Genomic DNA, 15,490 nt, shown 5'->3' with positions numbered 1-15,490 from the left:
CCCAGAGTGCTTTGCGCAAGTCTTTGCGCAAAGCAGGAAACCAGTGTTCGCCCTGGTCTACCTTCCGGTGTCAGACCCCCGCGCCCGGGTCCTGGTGGCGCGGGCTGACACATTTGCTCCGGAGGGCAGACCCGTGAGAAAAACCGTCCCCGTCGTCCTGCTGACCGTGGCCGTGCTGGCCACCGCAGCGTGTACGCAGACCAAGTCCGGGAGCGGCGGCGGTGGTGCGAGCAGCGGTCCGGTCAAGATCGGCCTCGTCACCAAGACCGACACCAACCCGTACTTCGTCAAGCTGCGCGAGTCCGCCAAGGCGCACGCCGGTACGTCGGGGGCCGAGGTGATCGCAGTGGCCGGCAAGTTCGACGGCGACAACGAGGGCCAGGTCGCCGCGATCGAGAACCTGGTCCAGCAGGGCGTCAAGGGCATCCTGATCACGCCGAGCAACTCCACCGGCATCCTCGGGGCGCTCAAACAGGCCAAGGAAAAGGGCGTTCTGGTGATCGCCCTCGACACCGAGACCGACCCCAAGGATGCGGTCGACGCGACGTACGCGACCAACAACACGACCGCGGGGGAGCTGGAAGGCAAGTACATCAAGGCAACGCTCGGGTCGACCCCGCCGAAGCTGCTGATGATGGACGGTACGCCGGGTGGGACGGTCGACGAGCAGCGTCACAAGGGCTTCTTGCAGGGGATGGGTCTGAAGGACGGTGACCCGGCGATCATCGGGGCCGCCCCGACCAACGGCGACCAGAACAAGGCCCAGGCCGCGATGGAGAACCTGCTCCAGCGCGACGCGACGGTCAACGCGGTCTACACGCTGAACGAGCCCGCTGCTCGTGGCGCCGTAGCCGCGTTGGCCGCGAAGGGCCTGACCAGCAAGGTGGCGGTCGGCTCGATCGACGGCGGTTGTCAGGGTGTCGCCGACGTGAAGGCCGGTAAGTACCTGGCCACGGTCATGCAGTTCCCGAAGAAGATGGCCGAGCAAGGCGTTGACGCAGTCGTCGCCTTCGCCAAGGACGGCACGAAGCCGACCGGCTTCCAGGACACCGGCGCCCAGCTGATCACCGACAAGCCGCTCCCAGGGCTGGACAGCAAGGACACCGCCTGGGGCGCCGAGAACTGCTGGGGCTGAGGTGAGCGAAACAGCAACCCCGTCGCTCCGGAACCGATCGACCGAAGCGCTTCTGCACAACCCCGCGCTGGGACCGCTTGCTGCGCTGATTCTGGCGATGATCGTGTTCTCGGCGACGACTTCGACCTTCCTGACCGTCGACAATCTTTCGCTGGTGGTGCAGCAGTCGCTCGTGGTGGCGACGCTCGCGCTGGGCCAGACGCTGATCGTGCTGACCGGCGGCATCGACCTCGCGAACGCGGCGATCATGGTGCTGGGCACGATGGTGCTGGCGCGGCTGGTGATCAACGGCAGCAACTCGGTGGTCGCGCTGATCGCCGGTTTCCTCGTCTGTGCGGCCCTCGGCGCGATCTCCGGTGGGCTGGTCACGATGCTCAACCTGCCACCGTTCATCGTCACGCTCGGCATGCTGACGGTCATCCTCGCGGCCGGCCGCCTGTACTCCGAGGGCAACTCGTACCCGGTCACCGACAACCTGCTCGGCATTCTCGGCCAGGGCGGTTATCTCTTCGGCCAAATCAAAGTGACCCACGGTATGACGCTCGCCGTGGTGATGTTCGCGGTCACCTGGTACGCGCTCACCCGGACCGCTTGGGGCCGTCATGTGTATGCCCTGGGCAACGATCCCGAGGCGGCCCGGCTGACTGGTATCCGGGTCGGCCGGACCCGTTTCAGCGTCTACCTGGTGGCCGGCGTGATCTATGCCTTCGCCGCTTGGCAGGCGCTCGGCAGGATCCCGAACGCGGACCCGAACGCCTTCCAGACCGGCAACCTGGACAGCATCACCGCCGTCGTCATTGGTGGCACCAGCCTGTTCGGTGGCCGGGGCAGTGTGATGGGCACGGTGGTTGGTGCGCTGATCGTCGCGGTCCTCCGCAGTGGTCTGACCCAGGCGGGGATCGACAGCCTGTACCAGGATGTCGCGACCGGCGTTCTCGTGATCGCCGCCGTCGCCTTCGACCAGGTCGTTCGGAGGAGGTCCCGATGACGACACCCGCTCTGCAGGCCCGTGGGCTGGTGAAGCGCTACGGCCAGGTGACCGCGATCGACGGTGCCGACTTCGACCTGGACGCCGGTGAGGTGCTGGCCGTGGTTGGCGACAACGGTGCCGGCAAGTCCAGCCTGATCAAGGCTCTGTCCGGAGCTCTGATCCCGGACGAAGGCACGGTTCTGCTGGACGGGGTGGAGACACATTTCCACTCGCCGCTCGATGCCCGGCACGCCGGAATCGAGACCGTTCATCAGACGCTGGCCCTCGCCCCCGCGATGGACATCGCCACGAACCTGTTCCTCGGCCGCGAAGTACGCCGTACCGGGCCGTTGGGCAGTGTGTTCCGGTTGCTCGACCGCAACGCGATGCGGTCGCAGGCCCAGGACCAACTGGATGCCCTGGGCATCGAAACCGTGCAGCACATCGGCCAGCTGGTCGAGACGCTGTCCGGTGGCCAGCGCCAGGCTGTCGCCGTCGCCCGGGCGGCGATGTTCGGCAGCAAGATCGTGATCATGGACGAGCCGACCGCCGCGCTCGGGGTGAAGGAGTCCGGCCAGGTGCTCGACCTGATCCGGCGGATCCGCGACCGCGGACTGCCGGTGGTGCTGATCAGTCACGACATGCCGCAGGTGTTCGAGATCGCCGACCGTATCCACGTCCACCGGCTCGGCCGCCGCACTGCCGTCGTACGTCCGGCGGACGCGTCGATGAGCCAGGTGGTCTCTCTCATGACCGGGGCCTTGCGTCCCGGCGACCCAGACGCCCCGCCCAACCTGGTGGACTCATGAATTCATTTCCTTACGCCGGTACGAACTACCAAGAAGACAACCGCGGGCAGTTTCACTTCAGCCCTCGCAGCGGTTGGATGAACGATCCGAACGCGCCGCTGTACTACCGCGGCGTGTATCACCTCTACTTCCAGCATGCCCCGAATGCTCTGCACTGGGACACGATGCATTGGGGCCACGCGACGAGCACGGACCTCGTGCATTGGCAGCAGCGGCCGATCGCGCTTGACCCGTCGATCCATCCGGGTGATCTGTGGTCGGGTGGTGGAGTCGTTGACTGCGGCAACGTCAGTGGGTTGAAGAACGGCGACCACGACCCGATCCTCGTGTACTCCGGGACTCGCGGGGTGACGGTTTTCTACAGTCTGGACGGCGGAAACACCTTCCAGACGTACGACGGTGGCCGGAAGGTCGTCGTACCGGCTGGTGACAGTCGTGATCCCAAGGTGTTCTGGGATCCGGTGTCGCAGAAGTGGGGGATGGTCGTCTGGTCCGATGCCGGGGGCAACGGAGTGGACTTCTTCACCTCGCATGACTTGCTGCGGTGGTCGTTCGCCTCACGGTTCACGGCCGGCTGGTTGTTCGAGTGCCCGAACATGATCCGGATGCCGCTGGACGGCAGCTATCACTGGGTTCTGCATGCCGGTAGTGGTGAGTACTACGTTGGCTCCTGGGACGGTACGGCGTTCCACAGCGACTGGACTGCGCCGCAGAAGATCAACCAGACCGCTACGCACGCCGGAGCCGGGTATTACGCGGCGCTGAACTTCTCGAACCTCAAGGGCGATCGCGTTGTGTCGATGGCCTGGCAGGGCGAGAACTCGGGCTCGATCTGGACCGGTAACGCCTCGTTCGCGGTCGACCTGAAGCTGCGGCGGACCGCTGATGGCATCCGTGTGGTCAGTGCTCCGGTCCCGGAGATCGACACGTTGCGGGAGAATACGCGGACCTGGAAGAACCTGAGCCTGGATTCGAAGGCTGCCCGCGAACTGCTGTCCGGGGTGCGGGTCAACACCTACGAGCTCGAGGTGGTGGTCGACGTACGGGATGTTCAGCGCTTCGGGTTCCGGTTGCACACCGGGTCTGGGGGATGGTTCGACCGCGAGATCGCGTACGACGCCCGCGCGCAGCAGCTGAACGGGGTTGCGTTGAAGCCGAGCGGTGGCAAAGTTCGCGTGCGGCTGCTCGTTGATCGTGGCCAACTCGATGTCTTCGGCAACGACGGCGAGGTCTACCAGAGCTACAACGTCAACTTTGACGGCCTGCCTGGTGGCGACGGTCTCGAACTCTTCACCGAGGGCCGGCTCCGGCTCGACTCGCTGACGATCCACGAGCTCGCCTCGATCTGGCGGCCGCTCGGCGAGGCGACGCTGCACACCAACCTGAACGGCCCCTGGTATGCCGCTCGTGGTCAGTGGGCAGACGTTGCCGACGGCAAACAAGGCAAGTCGCCCGGCGACGCCTTCTACCTCAGTACGGCGAGCGGTGCGGACTTCACCCTGGATGGCGACGTGCGGCTGGTCGACGGTGTCGCGGCCGCGCTGACCTTCCGGGCGACCAAGGACGCTTCGCAGCACTACACGGTGAACGTCGACGCGTCGGCCAATGTCGTGAAGCTGTGGCGACCGGGTCGGGACATCGCGACCGTGCCCCTGCAGGTCGAGCGCGGTCGGAACTACCACTTCACCGTGCAGACCGCCGGTTCGAACATCAAGGTGTCGCTGGACGGCAAGCAAGTCATCGACGCCGTCGACACCGAACACAAGTCGGGCCAGTTCGGGATGAACGTCTACAACGGGACCGCGCTGGTCCAGAACGTCAGCGTGCGATAGCCGCCGTACGGGCGTTCGTGATCGTGATCAGGTCGGCGGGAGCAAGACCGATGTCCAGCCCTCGCCGGCCACCCGACACATAGACAGTCGCGTGGTCGGCCGCCGTACTGTCGACGACCGTCGGCAATGGCCGCTTCTGGCCGATCGGGCTGATCCCACCGACGACGTACCCGGTGGTGCGCTCGGCGGCGGCCGGGTCGGCCATCACGGCCTTCTTCCCACCGGCCGCGGCCGCGATCGCCTTCAGATCAAGCTGCCTGTCCACCGGCACAACGCCCACCGTCAGCTTCCCGTCGACCTCGACCAGCAGCGTCTTGAACACCTGCCCAGGCTCCAGCCCGAGCGCCTCAGCCGCCTCAAGCCCGTACGACTTCGCCGCCGGGTCGTGGTCGTACGCATGCGTCGTGAACGCAATCTTCGCCTTGGTCAGCGCCACGGTCGCCGGCGTCCCCGCCGCCTGCTTGCTCTTAGCCACGTGCTGAGCCTACGAGACGGACACAGCAGTGCCCGGGCTGTGGGGCCAGTTGGGCTTCGAAGGCGGTGCCTACGGCGAGGCCGGCTAGGAGGTTGAGGTTCATGTGGCAGATGAGTTGGCCGTGGTCGGTGGCCAGGCGGCGGAAGGGGCAGTTGGCGAGGGCTATGTCGTCGCCGTCGGGGTGGGGTTCGAAGCCGTGCTGCTGGAGGAGATCGATCAGGGGCACGTCGGCGCGGCCGAGAGTCTCGCCGTAGGTGCGGGAGAGGCGGTCCAGGGCGGCTCGCGGAGAGCTCTCGGTGGACTCGGCCTCTTCGATGGCGGCCGCGAGCAGTTGGCCGGCGACGGCGTACTGGCGCTCGGGGAGGCTGATCTCGATCTCGGTGTCGGAGCGGTGGTAGAGCTTGGCGGGGCGGCCGGCGCCGGGGCCGGTGCGGCCGGTACGGCGCTCGAAGCAGAAGGCGAGTAGGCCCTCGTCGGTGAGGCGGTCGAGGTGGAAGGCCGCGGTGGTGCGCGGGATGCCGAGGGCGGTGGCTGCGTCGTCGCGGCTGACCGGGCCGGGCTGGGCGACGACGTACTCGTAGAGGCGCCGCCGGGTGGGCTCCTCGAGTGCGGCGACGGCTTTCCAGCGGTTGTCCACGAGATGATTCTATCGACAACTTCTGTTGGCTTAACAGTATGATGTCCGCTCGTTGACCATTCAGGGAGTGAGTGCGATGGCGATCTCCGCCGATCTGGAACCAGTTGCGCCGCTGCGGATCGTCGCGGGCCGCGAACGCATCGATCTGCCGGCCGCCGAGCGCGCGGTCGCGGACCTGCTGCGGGCGCTGGGCCGGGATCCGGACAGCGTGCATCTGGCCGACACCCCGCGCCGCGTCGCGCACGCCTACGAGGAGATGCTGACGCCGCGGGAGTTCTCGCTGACGACCTTCCCGAACGACGAGGGGTACGACGAACTGGTGCTGGCCAAGGACATCCCGGTCCAGTCGCTGTGTGAGCACCACATGCTGCCGTTCCAGGGCGTCGCGCATGTCGGGTATCTGCCCGGCGACCGGATTCTGGGGCTGTCGAAGCTGGCTCGGGTGGTTGAGCTGTTCGCGCGGGACTTCCAGGTTCAGGAGCGGCTGACCAAGCAGGTCGCCGACTGGCTGCAGGATCACCTCGCGCCGAAGGGCGTCGGTGTGGTGATCGAGGCCGAGCATCAGTGCATGTCGCTACGCGGTGTGCGGGCGATCGGTTCGCGGACCGTCACGTCCTCGCTGCACGGCATCCTCCGCGACAAGCCGAGCTCGCGGCAGGAGTTCTTCGCGCTGACCGGCCTCACCCCGTAGTCCGGCGGCCAGCCGAAGGTCGTGCGATCAGGCGGAAGCGGCCGCCTTGTGGGTGAGCCTGCCGGTGGCGAGGATGTGCGCGACCTCGCCGGGCAGCAGGTCGGTGCCCGGGACGGTCTCCATCTCGGAGACGTCCAGCCAGCGCACGACGGTGGCGCCGCAGTGGCCGTGGACGGCGAGGATCGAGTCCAGGTCCGGCCAGACGGCCGTGGATGGGTTGGCACCGTGCCAGCGCAGCGCCACCGAGCCGTCGGTGAAGACACAGCCTTCAGCGACGATGCCGGTGCCGGAGATGCCGCTGATGTCGGTGTAGCGCAGGAGTTCGAAGGTCTGGGGTTTCATTGGTCCTTTCCCCGTTGCGGGCCCAGAGTGGGCGCGGTTGGGCACTCGCCACAAACCGGGGACAGAAACTGAGTGTCAGCGGGGAAGAACGATCTGTAGCGACTCTGTTCTGCACAACAAGCTAGAACCAAAACCCCCGACACGCCAGGCATGACTACGCGTGTCTCAAGCTCCGATCGTTAAAGCACAAGGGGTTTGAACGGAACGCATGATCGAATGGGCCGGTGTTCCTGACGCTGACCACCGACCTGACCGGATTCGACCTTCCCGCGAGTGATTTCGGGTTCCTGTTGCACAAGAACCCCGGACGACCGCAGCGGACCGATATCACCGGTGGGACAGCCCATGTCTTCTACCCCGAAGCAACTACCGAGCGCTGCACGGCGGCGGTCCTGCTCGAGATCGACCCGATCGCGCTCGTGCGTGCCGGTCGCGGTAAATCCTCGGAGGGTTTCACCCTCGGCCAGTACGTGAACGACCGCCCGTACGCCGCCTCCAGCCTGCTCGCGGTCGCGCTCAGCAAGTTCTTCCGGACAGCGATGATCGGCCGCTGTGATGCGCGCCCCGAGCTCGCCGCCGCCGCGATCCCGCTGGAGATCCACGTCCCGGCGCTGCCGTGCCGCGGCGGTACCGAGCTGGCCGAGCGCATGTTCGCCCCGCTCGGTTGGGCTGTCGACGCGCGCCCGGTCCCGCTCGACCCCGAGGTCCCGACCTGGGGTGACTCCCGGTACGTCGACCTGCGGCTGACCGGCGTCGTACGGCTGGCCGATGCACTCAATCACTTGTACGTCATGCTCCCGGTGCTGGATGACGCGAAGCACTACTGGGTCGGTTCCGACGAGGTCGACAAGCTCGTCCGGGCCGGCTCTGGCTGGCTCGGCGCGCACCCCGAGAAGGACCTGATCTCGCACCGCTACCTCGCACACCGCCGCTACTTGTCGGATGATGCGCTTGAGCGGCTGGCCGAGGCGGACGGCATCGAGGTGGCCGACGAGGCGCCTGAGTCGGAAGGACCGGTCTCGCTGGCAGTAGAGCGCCGTACGACGGTTGCCGCCGTACTGCGGGAGCTCGGGGCGCGGCGGATCGTCGACGTCGGGTGTGGTGAGGGCGCGCTGGTCGGGGAGCTGCTGAAGGACCCGATGATCGGCGAACTGATCGGCACCGACGTGTCCGCGCGGGCGCTGATCTCGGCGAAACGGCGGCTGCACTACGACGATCTGCCGGATCGGCAGCGGGATCGGCTCAAGTTCCTGCAGTCGTCGGTGACGTACGCCGATGAGCGCCTGGCCGGGCTGGATGCCGCCGTACTGATGGAGGTCATCGAGCACGTCGACCCGCCGCGGCTGCCGGCGCTTTCGCACTCCGTCTTCCGGGCGGCCCGACCGGCTGCCGTTGTCGTGACGACCCCGAACAGTGAGTACAACGTGCGCTTCGAGTCCCTGGCCGCGGGCAAGTTCCGGCACCCGGATCACCGGTTCGAGTGGACGCGCGCCGAGTTCCAGACCTGGGCCTCGGGTGTTGCCGATCGCTATGGATACGCGGTCGAGTATCGGCCGGTCGGCCCCGAGGACCCCGAGGTTGGTCCGCCGACGCAGCTCGCGCTCTTCCGCCGGATGGAGGTGGCGGCATGAAGATCGACGTACCAGCGCTGTCTCTGGTGATCCTGGTCGGCGTCAGCGGGTCGGGGAAATCGACCTTCGCACGGAAGCACTTCAAGGCGACCGAGGTGATCTCGAGCGACTTCTGCCGGGGTCTCGTGTCGGATGACGAGAACGACCAGGCAGCCACGAAGGACGCGTTCGAGGTCCTGCACTTCATCGCGGCGAAGCGGCTTGCGGCCGGGCGGCTGACGGTCATCGACGCGACCAACGTGCAGCCGGAGGCTCGGCGTGAGCTTGTTGCGCTGGCCCGCGAGTACGACGTACTGCCGGTGGCGATCGTGCTTGATCCGCCGGAGCGGGTTGCGGTCGAGCGCAACGAGCAGCGGGCGGATCGGCAGTTCGGATCGAAGGTGGTGACGCGGCAGCTCGGGCAGCTGAAGCGCGGGCTGCGTTCGCTGAAACGTGAGGGCTTCCGCAAGGTTCACGTGCTGAGCAGTGTCGAGGAGATCGATGCCGTGAGCATCGAACGGACTAGGCTCTTCAACGACCTCACCGATGTCTCTGGTCCCTTCGACATCGTCGGCGACATCCACGGGTGTCTCCCGGAGCTTGAGCAGCTGCTGACCAATCTCGGTTACACGCTGACGCGGGACGCGGCGGGCCGGCTGGTGGATGCGGCGCACCCGTCGCGGCGTGCGATCTTCGTCGGCGACCTGGTCGACCGCGGTCCGGACAGCCCGGGCGTGCTGCGGCTCGTGATGGGAATGGTTGCTGCGGGCAACGCTTACTGCGTGCCGGGCAACCACGAGGACAAGCTGCTGCGATCCCTGCAGGGTAAGAACGTGAAGGTCAGCCACGGTCTTGAGACCACGCTGGCGCAGCTTGAGGACGAGACGCCCGAGTTCCGGGCCGAGGTCGCGACGTTCATCGATGGGCTGATCTCGCACTACGTCTTCGACGAGGGCAAGCTGGTCGTGTCGCACGCCGGTCTGGTCGAGCGCATGCACGGCCGCGCCTCGGGTCGCGTCCGTTCCTTCTGCCTGTACGGCGAAACGACCGGCGAGACCGATGAATTCGGCCTGCCGGTGCGCTACCCGTGGGCGAACGAGTACCGCGGTCGCGCGATGGTCGTCTACGGGCACACGCCGACGCCGGAGCCGGAGTGGATCAACAACACGATCTGTCTGGACACCGGCGCGGTCTTCGGCGGATCGCTGACTGCGCTGCGGTATCCGGAGCGCGAGCTGGTCCAGGTCAAGGCGGCCAAGGAGTACTACGCCCCGGCGAAACCGTTGCATGTGGCATCGGCCCCGGAGCGCGAGCCCGACGTACTGGAGCTGACCGATGTCACCGGGCGGCGCGTGATCGAGACGTCGTCGCACGGGCGGTTGAGTGTTCGCGCCGAGCAGGCCGGGGCGGCGTTGGAGGTGATGAGCCGGTTTGCGATCGACCCACGGTTCCTGCTCTACCTGCCGCCGACGATGAGCCCGGTTGCCACCTCCAAGCTGCCGGGGCTGCTGGAGCACCCGCTGCAGGCCTTCGAGACCTACCAGGGCGTGGGCGTCACTGATCTGGTGTGCGAGGAGAAGCACATGGGTTCGCGGGCGGTCGTGCTGCTGACGCGGGACGACGATGTTGCCCTGAAGCGCTTCGGTCTGGCCGGTCGCGGCGCGATTCACACGCGGACCGGACGCTCGTTCTTCGATCCTGCGCTGACCGATGAGTTGCTCTCGCGGCTCCGTGCAGTCGCTGTGGAGGCCGGCCTGTTCGAGGAGCTCGACACATCCTGGCTGCTGTTCGATGCCGAGCTCCTGCCGTGGAGCGCAAAGGCCGAAGACCTGCTGCGCAACCAGTACGCCGCAGTCGGCGCAGCTGCCCGTACGTCGTTGCCTGCCGCAACGGCGGCCCTGTCGTCAGCCGTGGCCGCCGGGCTGGATGTCGGCGAGCTGCTGGCCACGATGGAGCAGCGCGCGGTCAACGCCGGGCGCTTCACTGAGGCGTATCGGCGGTACTGCTGGCCCACGAACGGTCTCGACGGCGTTCGGCTGGCCCCGTTCCAGGTGCTGGCTTCGGAGGGAGCGACGTACCAGAATCGACCGCATGCTTGGCACCTGGGGATCGCGGACCGGATGGTTGCCGCAGGCCCTGATGTGATCACGCCGACCCGTCGGCTGTTTGTCGGGCCCGATGGTTGGGATGAGGGTGTGGCCTGGTGGGAGGAGCTGACCGGTGCGGGCGGTGAGGGCATGGTCGTGAAGCCGGCTCTTAACCTCGTTCGGACCGGCAAGGGGCTCGCCCAGCCGGGGCTCAAGGTGCGTGGCCCGGAATACCTGCGGCTGATCTACGGCCCCGACTACACCGAGCCCGCCAACTTCGAGCGGCTGCGCGACCGCAACCTCGGTCACAAGCGCTCACTCGCACTCCGTGAGTATGCGCTGGGGCTGGAGTCCCTAGAACGCGCTGCCCGCGGTGAGCCCCTCTGGCGAATCCACGAGTGCGTGTTCGCCGTACTGGCCCTCGAGTCCGAGCCAGTCGACCCGCGGCTCTAGAGCACTTGGCGGATGAGGGAGTCGGCGACGAAGATCTCGAATTCGGCGGGGGCCCAGCCGGATTCGTCCACCAGTTCTTGATAGACACCGGGCGCAGCGAGCGCCCGGTAGACGGCTTGGGCCTGCTTGAGCGGGACGCTGAGTTCTGGCTGTAGGGACTCGATGATCGCGTCCATGACTTGGTTGCGGCCGGCAAGTTTCGCGCGCAGAAGGGCTTTGGTTTCGGGGCTCTCGTCGGTGGCGGCTTCGAAGATCAGTACGACGTCGAATCCCGCGGCGTACAGGTTGGTGAGCCAGCCGGCGGCGCCGCGGAGGCGCTCGCTGGGGTCCTCGATCGCGAAGACCTGCTGGGCGCGTTCCATCGCTCCGGCCTCGGCCAGCCAGAGGTCGCAGATCAGCGACAGGATCTCTCGCTTGGTCCCGAAGGCTGAATAGATGGTCCGGGTGGCCACGCCGGCGTCCTTCGCAATCGCCTCGATGCTGGTCGCGCCGTAGCCCTGCGCAGCGAACAGCCGGCGGGCGGACTGGGCGATCCGGATCCGGGTCTCCTCCGCCTGCACCTGGCGATAGGACTTGACAGCTGCGGCCATGTCGGCACACTATCACTGTGTTCAGTGCAGTGATACTGCAACGAGTGCATGATGAGTGCATCGAAACTCTGAGGGGGAGACATGGCTGCGTACAAGACAATGCCGAGCGGTACGGCGATGGGGCCGCTGGCGGTGCTCGAGCGGATCCTGCACGAAGGGTTCGCGACCGGGAACGACGCGATCGTGGACGAGGTGTGTGCGCCGGACATGGTGGAGCACCAGTTCGGGCTCGCCGGGGCAGGGGAGGAGGCGCGGGCGAACGTGAAGGCGGCGATCCGGCAGGTGCACGCGATGATGCCGGATCTCGTCTACACGGTGGAGGACGCTGTCGTCGTCGGCGACGTGGTGTGGGCGCGCGGCCGGGCGCGGGGGACGGCGACCGGCGCGTTCTTCGGTCCGCCAAGCAATGCGCCGATCGACATGGCGTTGTTCGAGATGGCGCGGGTGGTCGACGGGCGAATCGTCGAGCACTGGGGGTGCCCGGACCGATTCGCCCTGCTCGCGCAGACCGGCGTGCTGGAGCGGCTGAATGTCAGCCGAGGTTGAGGGCCGCGGCGGCGGTGTCGGCCGCGTCGGCGCCGTAGGCGTTGGACATGCGCTCGAGGAACTTGGCGCGGTCCAGCGTGTACTCCTGGGTGCCGACCGTCTCCAGGACGGTGGTGGCCAGGGTGCAGCCGATCTGGGCCGAGACCTCGTGCTCGAGGCCGTTCGCGCGGCCGGTCAGGTAGCCGGCGCGGAAGGCGTCGCCGCCGCCGGTCGGGTCGACCAGACCCGGCGCGGGGACGGCCGGGACCTTGGTGATGATGCCGTCGGCGTTCTCGATGATGACGCCGTCGCCGCCGTGCGTGGTGACGCGGACGCCCACCTTGGCGAGGATCTCGTCGTGGCTCCAGCCGGTCTTCTGCACCATCAGGCCGGCTTCGTACTCGTTGCTGAACAGGTATGCCGCGCCGTCGATCAGGCTGCGGATGGCGTCGCCGTCCATCCGAGCCAGCTGCTGCGACGGGTCCGCGGCAATCGCGATCCCGTGCTGGCGGGCCAGTTCGGTGTGCTTGAGCATGCCCGCGGGGTCGTCGGCGCCGATCAGCACCAGGTCGATACCGCCGGTGGCCGCATGGATCGCACCCAGGTCGAGCTCGCGCGACTCGGCCATCGCGCCGGTGTAGAACGAGGCGATCTGGTTCGCGTCGAGGTCCGTCGTACAGGTGAATCGGGCGGTGTGGACGTTGTCGCAGATACGCACGTGGGAGACGTCCACGCCGGCCTCGGTCAGCGCCGCGCCGTACTCGGCGAAGTCCGAACCGACCGAGCCGACGAGCAGCGACGGCCGCCCGAGCTGGGCCATGCCGTAGCAGATGTTCGCGGCCACGCCACCGCGGTGCACGACCAGCTCGTCGACCAGGAACGACAAGGAGACCTTGTGCATCTGCTCCTCGAGGAACTGGTCCTTGAACCGTCCCGGGAAGGTCATCAGGATGTCGGTCGCGATCGATCCGGCGACGGCGATCTGCATGCGGGGTGCTCCTCGGGTGGGGTGCTTGTGCGGCGTTCGGACAACCCATAGAGACTACAGGCGACCGTCTTAATACATGGAGGGCATGAATCACATGGGTTCACAGGTACAGGTGACCGGCGAGCTGCACGATTACATGGTGGCGCACGGCACCCCGCTGGACGAGATCGCCTCCGAGCTGGTTGCAGAGACCCTGCAGCTCGGCGACGACTCCGAGATGCTCACGACCGCCGACCAGGCGGGGCTGCTGACCACGCTGACCCGGCTCACCTCGGCCAAGCGCGCGGTCGAGATCGGGACCTTCACCGGCTTCTCCGCGCTGGCGATCGCCCGCGGTCTGCCGGACGACGGGCAGCTGATCTGCCTGGACGCATCCGACGAGTGGACCGCGATCGGCCGCAAGTACTGGGAGCGCGCCGGGGTGGACGGCAAGATCGAGCTGCGGATCGGCGACGGGCACGAGCTCGCGGCCGAGCTGGACGGCTCGTTCGACCTGGCTTTCGTCGACGCCGACAAGCCCGGGTACATCGACTACTTCGAGAAGCTGGTGCCGCTGATCCGGCCGAACGGCATCCTGCTGTTCGACAACACGCTTGCCGGCGGACGGGTGATCGACGCGGACGGTCCGGAGGACCGCAAGGAGTTCAACGCGCGCATCGCCGCCGACGACCGGGTCGACGTCACGATCCTCGGGATCGGCGACGGACTGACCCTGGTTCGCAAGAAGTGAGCAAGGCGACGCCGCGGCTGGCGATCAAGGATCTGCAGCACAAGTACGGCGACCGGCCGGTCATCGAGGGGCTCACCTTCACCCTGCGAGCCGGCCAGGCGATCGCGCTCGTCGGCCCGAACGGCGCCGGCAAGACCACCGTGCTCAAGTGCATCGTCGGCGGCGCCGAACCGGCAGCAGGCGAGATTCTGCTCGACGGGACGCCGATCGACGAACGGGCCGAGGCCGTCCGCCGCGACGTCGCCACCCTGCTCGACGACCTCGACTTCTTCCCCGACCTGACCGCGGCCGAGCACCTCGACCTGCTCGCCCGTGCCCACGGCAACGCTACTCCCGAGGACCTGGTCGACACCCTCCTCGACGACATCGGCCTCCTCGCGGCCGCCGACCAGCTGCCGGGGTCGCTGTCGTCGGGCCAGCGCCGCCGGCTCGCCCTGGCCACCACGCTGGTGCGCCCGCGCAAGCTGCTGGTCCTCGACGAGCCCGAGGCCCGGCTGGACGTCGACGGCGTGAAGTGGTTGGCCGAGCGGCTGATCCAGGAGAAGAAGTCCGGTACGGCGATCCTGTTCGCCAGCCACGAGCCGTCCCTGGTCGAGGCGGTCGCGGACTCCATCGTCACGCTCACTCCGCTGCCATGAGCGAACCGGTCACCTTCAACCCCGCTGACTTTGGCGCCATCCCGACGCCGCGGGCGCTGCGGAAGTGGATGCGGGAGACGCGGCGCAAGCACGCGGACCGGTCGTTCGGACAGCTGTTCGAGGATGTCTACCTGGTCATCTTCACGCTCGCCATGCTCGGCGCCACTGGCGGGAATGTCGTCAAGCACCTGAACGCCGACATCGCCACCTGCGACTCGCTGCACTGCATGCGCTTGTGGCAGGTGATCCCGTACATCCTCATCCCGTTGCTGGTGGCAACCACCTTGCGGTTGTTGCTGAGTATCGGTCCGGTGTCGGCTTCGCAGGCGACCGGGTTCTGGTTGCTCGGTACGCCGGTCAACCGCAGCGCGACGCTGAGGCCGACGTACTGGAAGGCCATGGTTGGTACGGCGCTGATCGGCGGAGTGGTGTCGACGGTCGCCTGGGCGGTGCTTGGCCCGCCGTTCACGTCGCTGGCCGAGTCGTCGATCGTGACGACGGCGCTGATGGTCTGTGCCGCGTGCGTGACGGTGTGGGCACAGCAGGTGGAGCGGCGTGCCTGGTGGACCCTGCGCGTAGCCGATCTGCTGTTGGTGGTGGCGGTTGTCCCCGCGGTGTGGCTGGCGGTGCAGCGCTTCCGGCCTTCGGTGAACTTCCAGACGGCAAACGTCTTCATCGGGCTCGACGTCCCCGAAGGCAGCCGATTTGCGCCTCCCTTGTATGCGGAGCAGGCGCCGGCGGTGACATCGGACGACCTGCGGGTGCTCTTGATCGGGGTTGCGGCGCTGGTCGTCGTACTGGTGCTCGCGGTGCTCACCGCGCGGACGCTTGGGCGGCTTAGCCGGACCAGCGTGATTGCGGGTGGGGAACTGCTGGCCGGGCTGGCCGGGGCGGCTAGCAGTCTGGATCCGAGCATGCTCGCCGATGTGGTGTCTGGGCGGCACTGGCGGTTGCGGGGGCGGGCGAAGAGCCGACGGG

Annotated in this window: 16 protein-coding genes; 11 read left to right on the top strand and 5 right to left on the bottom strand. The window is 67.4% G+C overall.

The genetic code is table 11. The features are described from left to right. The first annotated feature begins 133 nt into the window (after positions 1-133). From E1263_RS28430 to E1263_RS28415, 4 genes are read left to right on the top strand one after another with little or no spacing between them, the layout of a single operon-like run. Complete coding sequence (locus E1263_RS28430; protein WP_238161607.1) at positions 134-1,135, top strand: substrate-binding domain-containing protein; 1,002 nt, start codon at positions 134-136, stop codon at positions 1,133-1,135. 1 nt (position 1,136) lies between these two features. Beyond that, positions 1,137-2,123: an ABC transporter permease gene (locus E1263_RS28425; RefSeq protein ID WP_238161605.1), complete on the top strand. Its 987-nt coding sequence runs from the start codon at positions 1,137-1,139 to the stop codon at positions 2,121-2,123. After that, on the top strand, positions 2,120-2,914 hold the full coding sequence (locus tag E1263_RS28420; RefSeq protein WP_132172827.1) for an ATP-binding cassette domain-containing protein: 795 nt from the start codon (positions 2,120-2,122) through the stop codon (positions 2,912-2,914). Before E1263_RS28425 ends, E1263_RS28420 begins: the two co-directional genes overlap by 4 nt. Further along, the gene (locus E1263_RS28415) at positions 2,911-4,746 is read left to right on the top strand and encodes a glycoside hydrolase family 32 protein (RefSeq protein ID WP_132172825.1); all 1,836 of its coding nucleotides are present in this window, start codon (positions 2,911-2,913) and stop codon (positions 4,744-4,746) included. Before E1263_RS28420 ends, E1263_RS28415 begins: the two co-directional genes overlap by 4 nt. On the opposite strand, the gene ybaK is transcribed toward E1263_RS28415, so the two are convergent. Then, positions 4,733-5,221, bottom strand: coding sequence for a Cys-tRNA(Pro) deacylase (gene ybaK / locus E1263_RS28410; RefSeq protein WP_132172823.1), 489 nt, complete (start codon positions 5,219-5,221; stop codon positions 4,733-4,735). The genes E1263_RS28415 and ybaK overlap by 14 nt on opposite strands. Then, positions 5,214-5,858 (bottom strand): helix-turn-helix transcriptional regulator, encoded by a 645-nt coding sequence (locus tag E1263_RS28405; protein ID WP_132172821.1) that lies wholly within the window; start codon positions 5,856-5,858, stop codon positions 5,214-5,216. Before E1263_RS28405 ends, ybaK begins: the two co-directional genes overlap by 8 nt. A gap of 76 nt (positions 5,859-5,934) precedes the next feature. Between E1263_RS28405 and folE the strand changes: the two genes are divergently transcribed. Beyond that, on the top strand, positions 5,935-6,549 hold the full coding sequence (folE, locus tag E1263_RS28400; RefSeq protein ID WP_202869088.1) for a GTP cyclohydrolase I FolE: 615 nt from the start codon (positions 5,935-5,937) through the stop codon (positions 6,547-6,549). A gap of 27 nt (positions 6,550-6,576) precedes the next feature. On the opposite strand, the gene E1263_RS28395 is transcribed toward folE, so the two are convergent. Further along, entirely contained in the window at positions 6,577-6,891 is a 315-nt protein-coding gene (locus E1263_RS28395; RefSeq protein WP_132172817.1) for a hypothetical protein, read from the bottom strand. Positions 6,892-7,115: 224 nt separating this feature from the next. Between E1263_RS28395 and E1263_RS28390 the strand changes: the two genes are divergently transcribed. After that, positions 7,116-8,522 (top strand): 3' terminal RNA ribose 2'-O-methyltransferase Hen1, encoded by a 1,407-nt coding sequence (locus E1263_RS28390; protein ID WP_132172815.1) that lies wholly within the window; start codon positions 7,116-7,118, stop codon positions 8,520-8,522. Beyond that, on the top strand, positions 8,519-11,041 hold the full coding sequence (locus tag E1263_RS28385; protein WP_132172813.1) for a polynucleotide kinase-phosphatase: 2,523 nt from the start codon (positions 8,519-8,521) through the stop codon (positions 11,039-11,041). The genes E1263_RS28390 and E1263_RS28385 overlap by 4 nt, the downstream gene beginning before the upstream one ends. Here the strand turns inward: E1263_RS28385 and E1263_RS28380 are convergent. Further along, complete coding sequence (locus E1263_RS28380) at positions 11,038-11,631, bottom strand: TetR/AcrR family transcriptional regulator (protein ID WP_132172811.1); 594 nt, start codon at positions 11,629-11,631, stop codon at positions 11,038-11,040. The two genes, E1263_RS28385 and E1263_RS28380, sit on opposite strands and share 4 nt — an antisense overlap. Before the next feature lie 81 nt (positions 11,632-11,712). Between E1263_RS28380 and E1263_RS28375 the strand changes: the two genes are divergently transcribed. Next, complete coding sequence (locus E1263_RS28375) at positions 11,713-12,177, top strand: ester cyclase (protein WP_202869087.1); 465 nt, start codon at positions 11,713-11,715, stop codon at positions 12,175-12,177. Here the strand turns inward: E1263_RS28375 and E1263_RS28370 are convergent. Then, entirely contained in the window at positions 12,164-13,144 is a 981-nt protein-coding gene (locus E1263_RS28370; protein ID WP_132172809.1) for a carbohydrate kinase family protein, read from the bottom strand. The two genes, E1263_RS28375 and E1263_RS28370, sit on opposite strands and share 14 nt — an antisense overlap. Before the next feature lie 94 nt (positions 13,145-13,238). Here E1263_RS28370 and E1263_RS28365 point away from each other — a divergent pair, with 94 nt between their 5' ends. The 3 genes from E1263_RS28365 to E1263_RS28355 all read left to right on the top strand — a co-directional run. After that, entirely contained in the window at positions 13,239-13,874 is a 636-nt protein-coding gene (locus E1263_RS28365) for an O-methyltransferase (RefSeq protein WP_132172807.1), read from the top strand. Further along, positions 13,871-14,512, top strand: coding sequence for a heme ABC exporter ATP-binding protein CcmA (gene ccmA, locus E1263_RS28360; RefSeq protein ID WP_132172805.1), 642 nt, complete (start codon positions 13,871-13,873; stop codon positions 14,510-14,512). Before E1263_RS28365 ends, ccmA begins: the two co-directional genes overlap by 4 nt. After that, positions 14,509-15,490: DUF6297 family protein (locus E1263_RS28355; RefSeq protein WP_238161604.1), on the top strand; the 982-nt coding region annotated here is incomplete at its 3' end. The genes ccmA and E1263_RS28355, both read left to right, overlap by 4 nt.

It is taken from the genome of Kribbella antibiotica, assembly GCF_004349055.1.
Classification (GTDB): domain Bacteria; phylum Actinomycetota; class Actinomycetes; order Propionibacteriales; family Kribbellaceae; genus Kribbella; species Kribbella antibiotica.
The sequence above is the reverse complement of the archived record's forward strand: the minus strand, read 5'-3'. Positions and strand labels throughout refer to the sequence as shown.

What these genes read in the sequence shown, in the direction of transcription:
- folE (WP_202869088.1), top strand. Translation starts at nt 5,935, where the DNA reads ATGGCGATCTCCGCCGATCTGGAACCAGTTGCGCCGCTGCGGATCGTC.
- E1263_RS28370 (WP_132172809.1), bottom strand. Translation starts at nt 13,144, where the DNA reads ATGCAGATCGCCGTCGCCGGATCGATCGCGACCGACATCCTGATGACC.
- E1263_RS28375 (WP_202869087.1), top strand. Translation starts at nt 11,713, where the DNA reads ATGGCTGCGTACAAGACAATGCCGAGCGGTACGGCGATGGGGCCGCTG.
- E1263_RS28365 (WP_132172807.1), top strand. Translation starts at nt 13,239, where the DNA reads ATGGGTTCACAGGTACAGGTGACCGGCGAGCTGCACGATTACATGGTG.
- E1263_RS28420 (WP_132172827.1), top strand. Translation starts at nt 2,120, where the DNA reads ATGACGACACCCGCTCTGCAGGCCCGTGGGCTGGTGAAGCGCTACGGC.
- E1263_RS28380 (WP_132172811.1), bottom strand. Translation starts at nt 11,631, where the DNA reads ATGGCCGCAGCTGTCAAGTCCTATCGCCAGGTGCAGGCGGAGGAGACC.
- E1263_RS28415 (WP_132172825.1), top strand. Translation starts at nt 2,911, where the DNA reads ATGAATTCATTTCCTTACGCCGGTACGAACTACCAAGAAGACAACCGC.
- E1263_RS28395 (WP_132172817.1), bottom strand. Translation starts at nt 6,891, where the DNA reads ATGAAACCCCAGACCTTCGAACTCCTGCGCTACACCGACATCAGCGGC.
- E1263_RS28385 (WP_132172813.1), top strand. Translation starts at nt 8,519, where the DNA reads ATGAAGATCGACGTACCAGCGCTGTCTCTGGTGATCCTGGTCGGCGTC.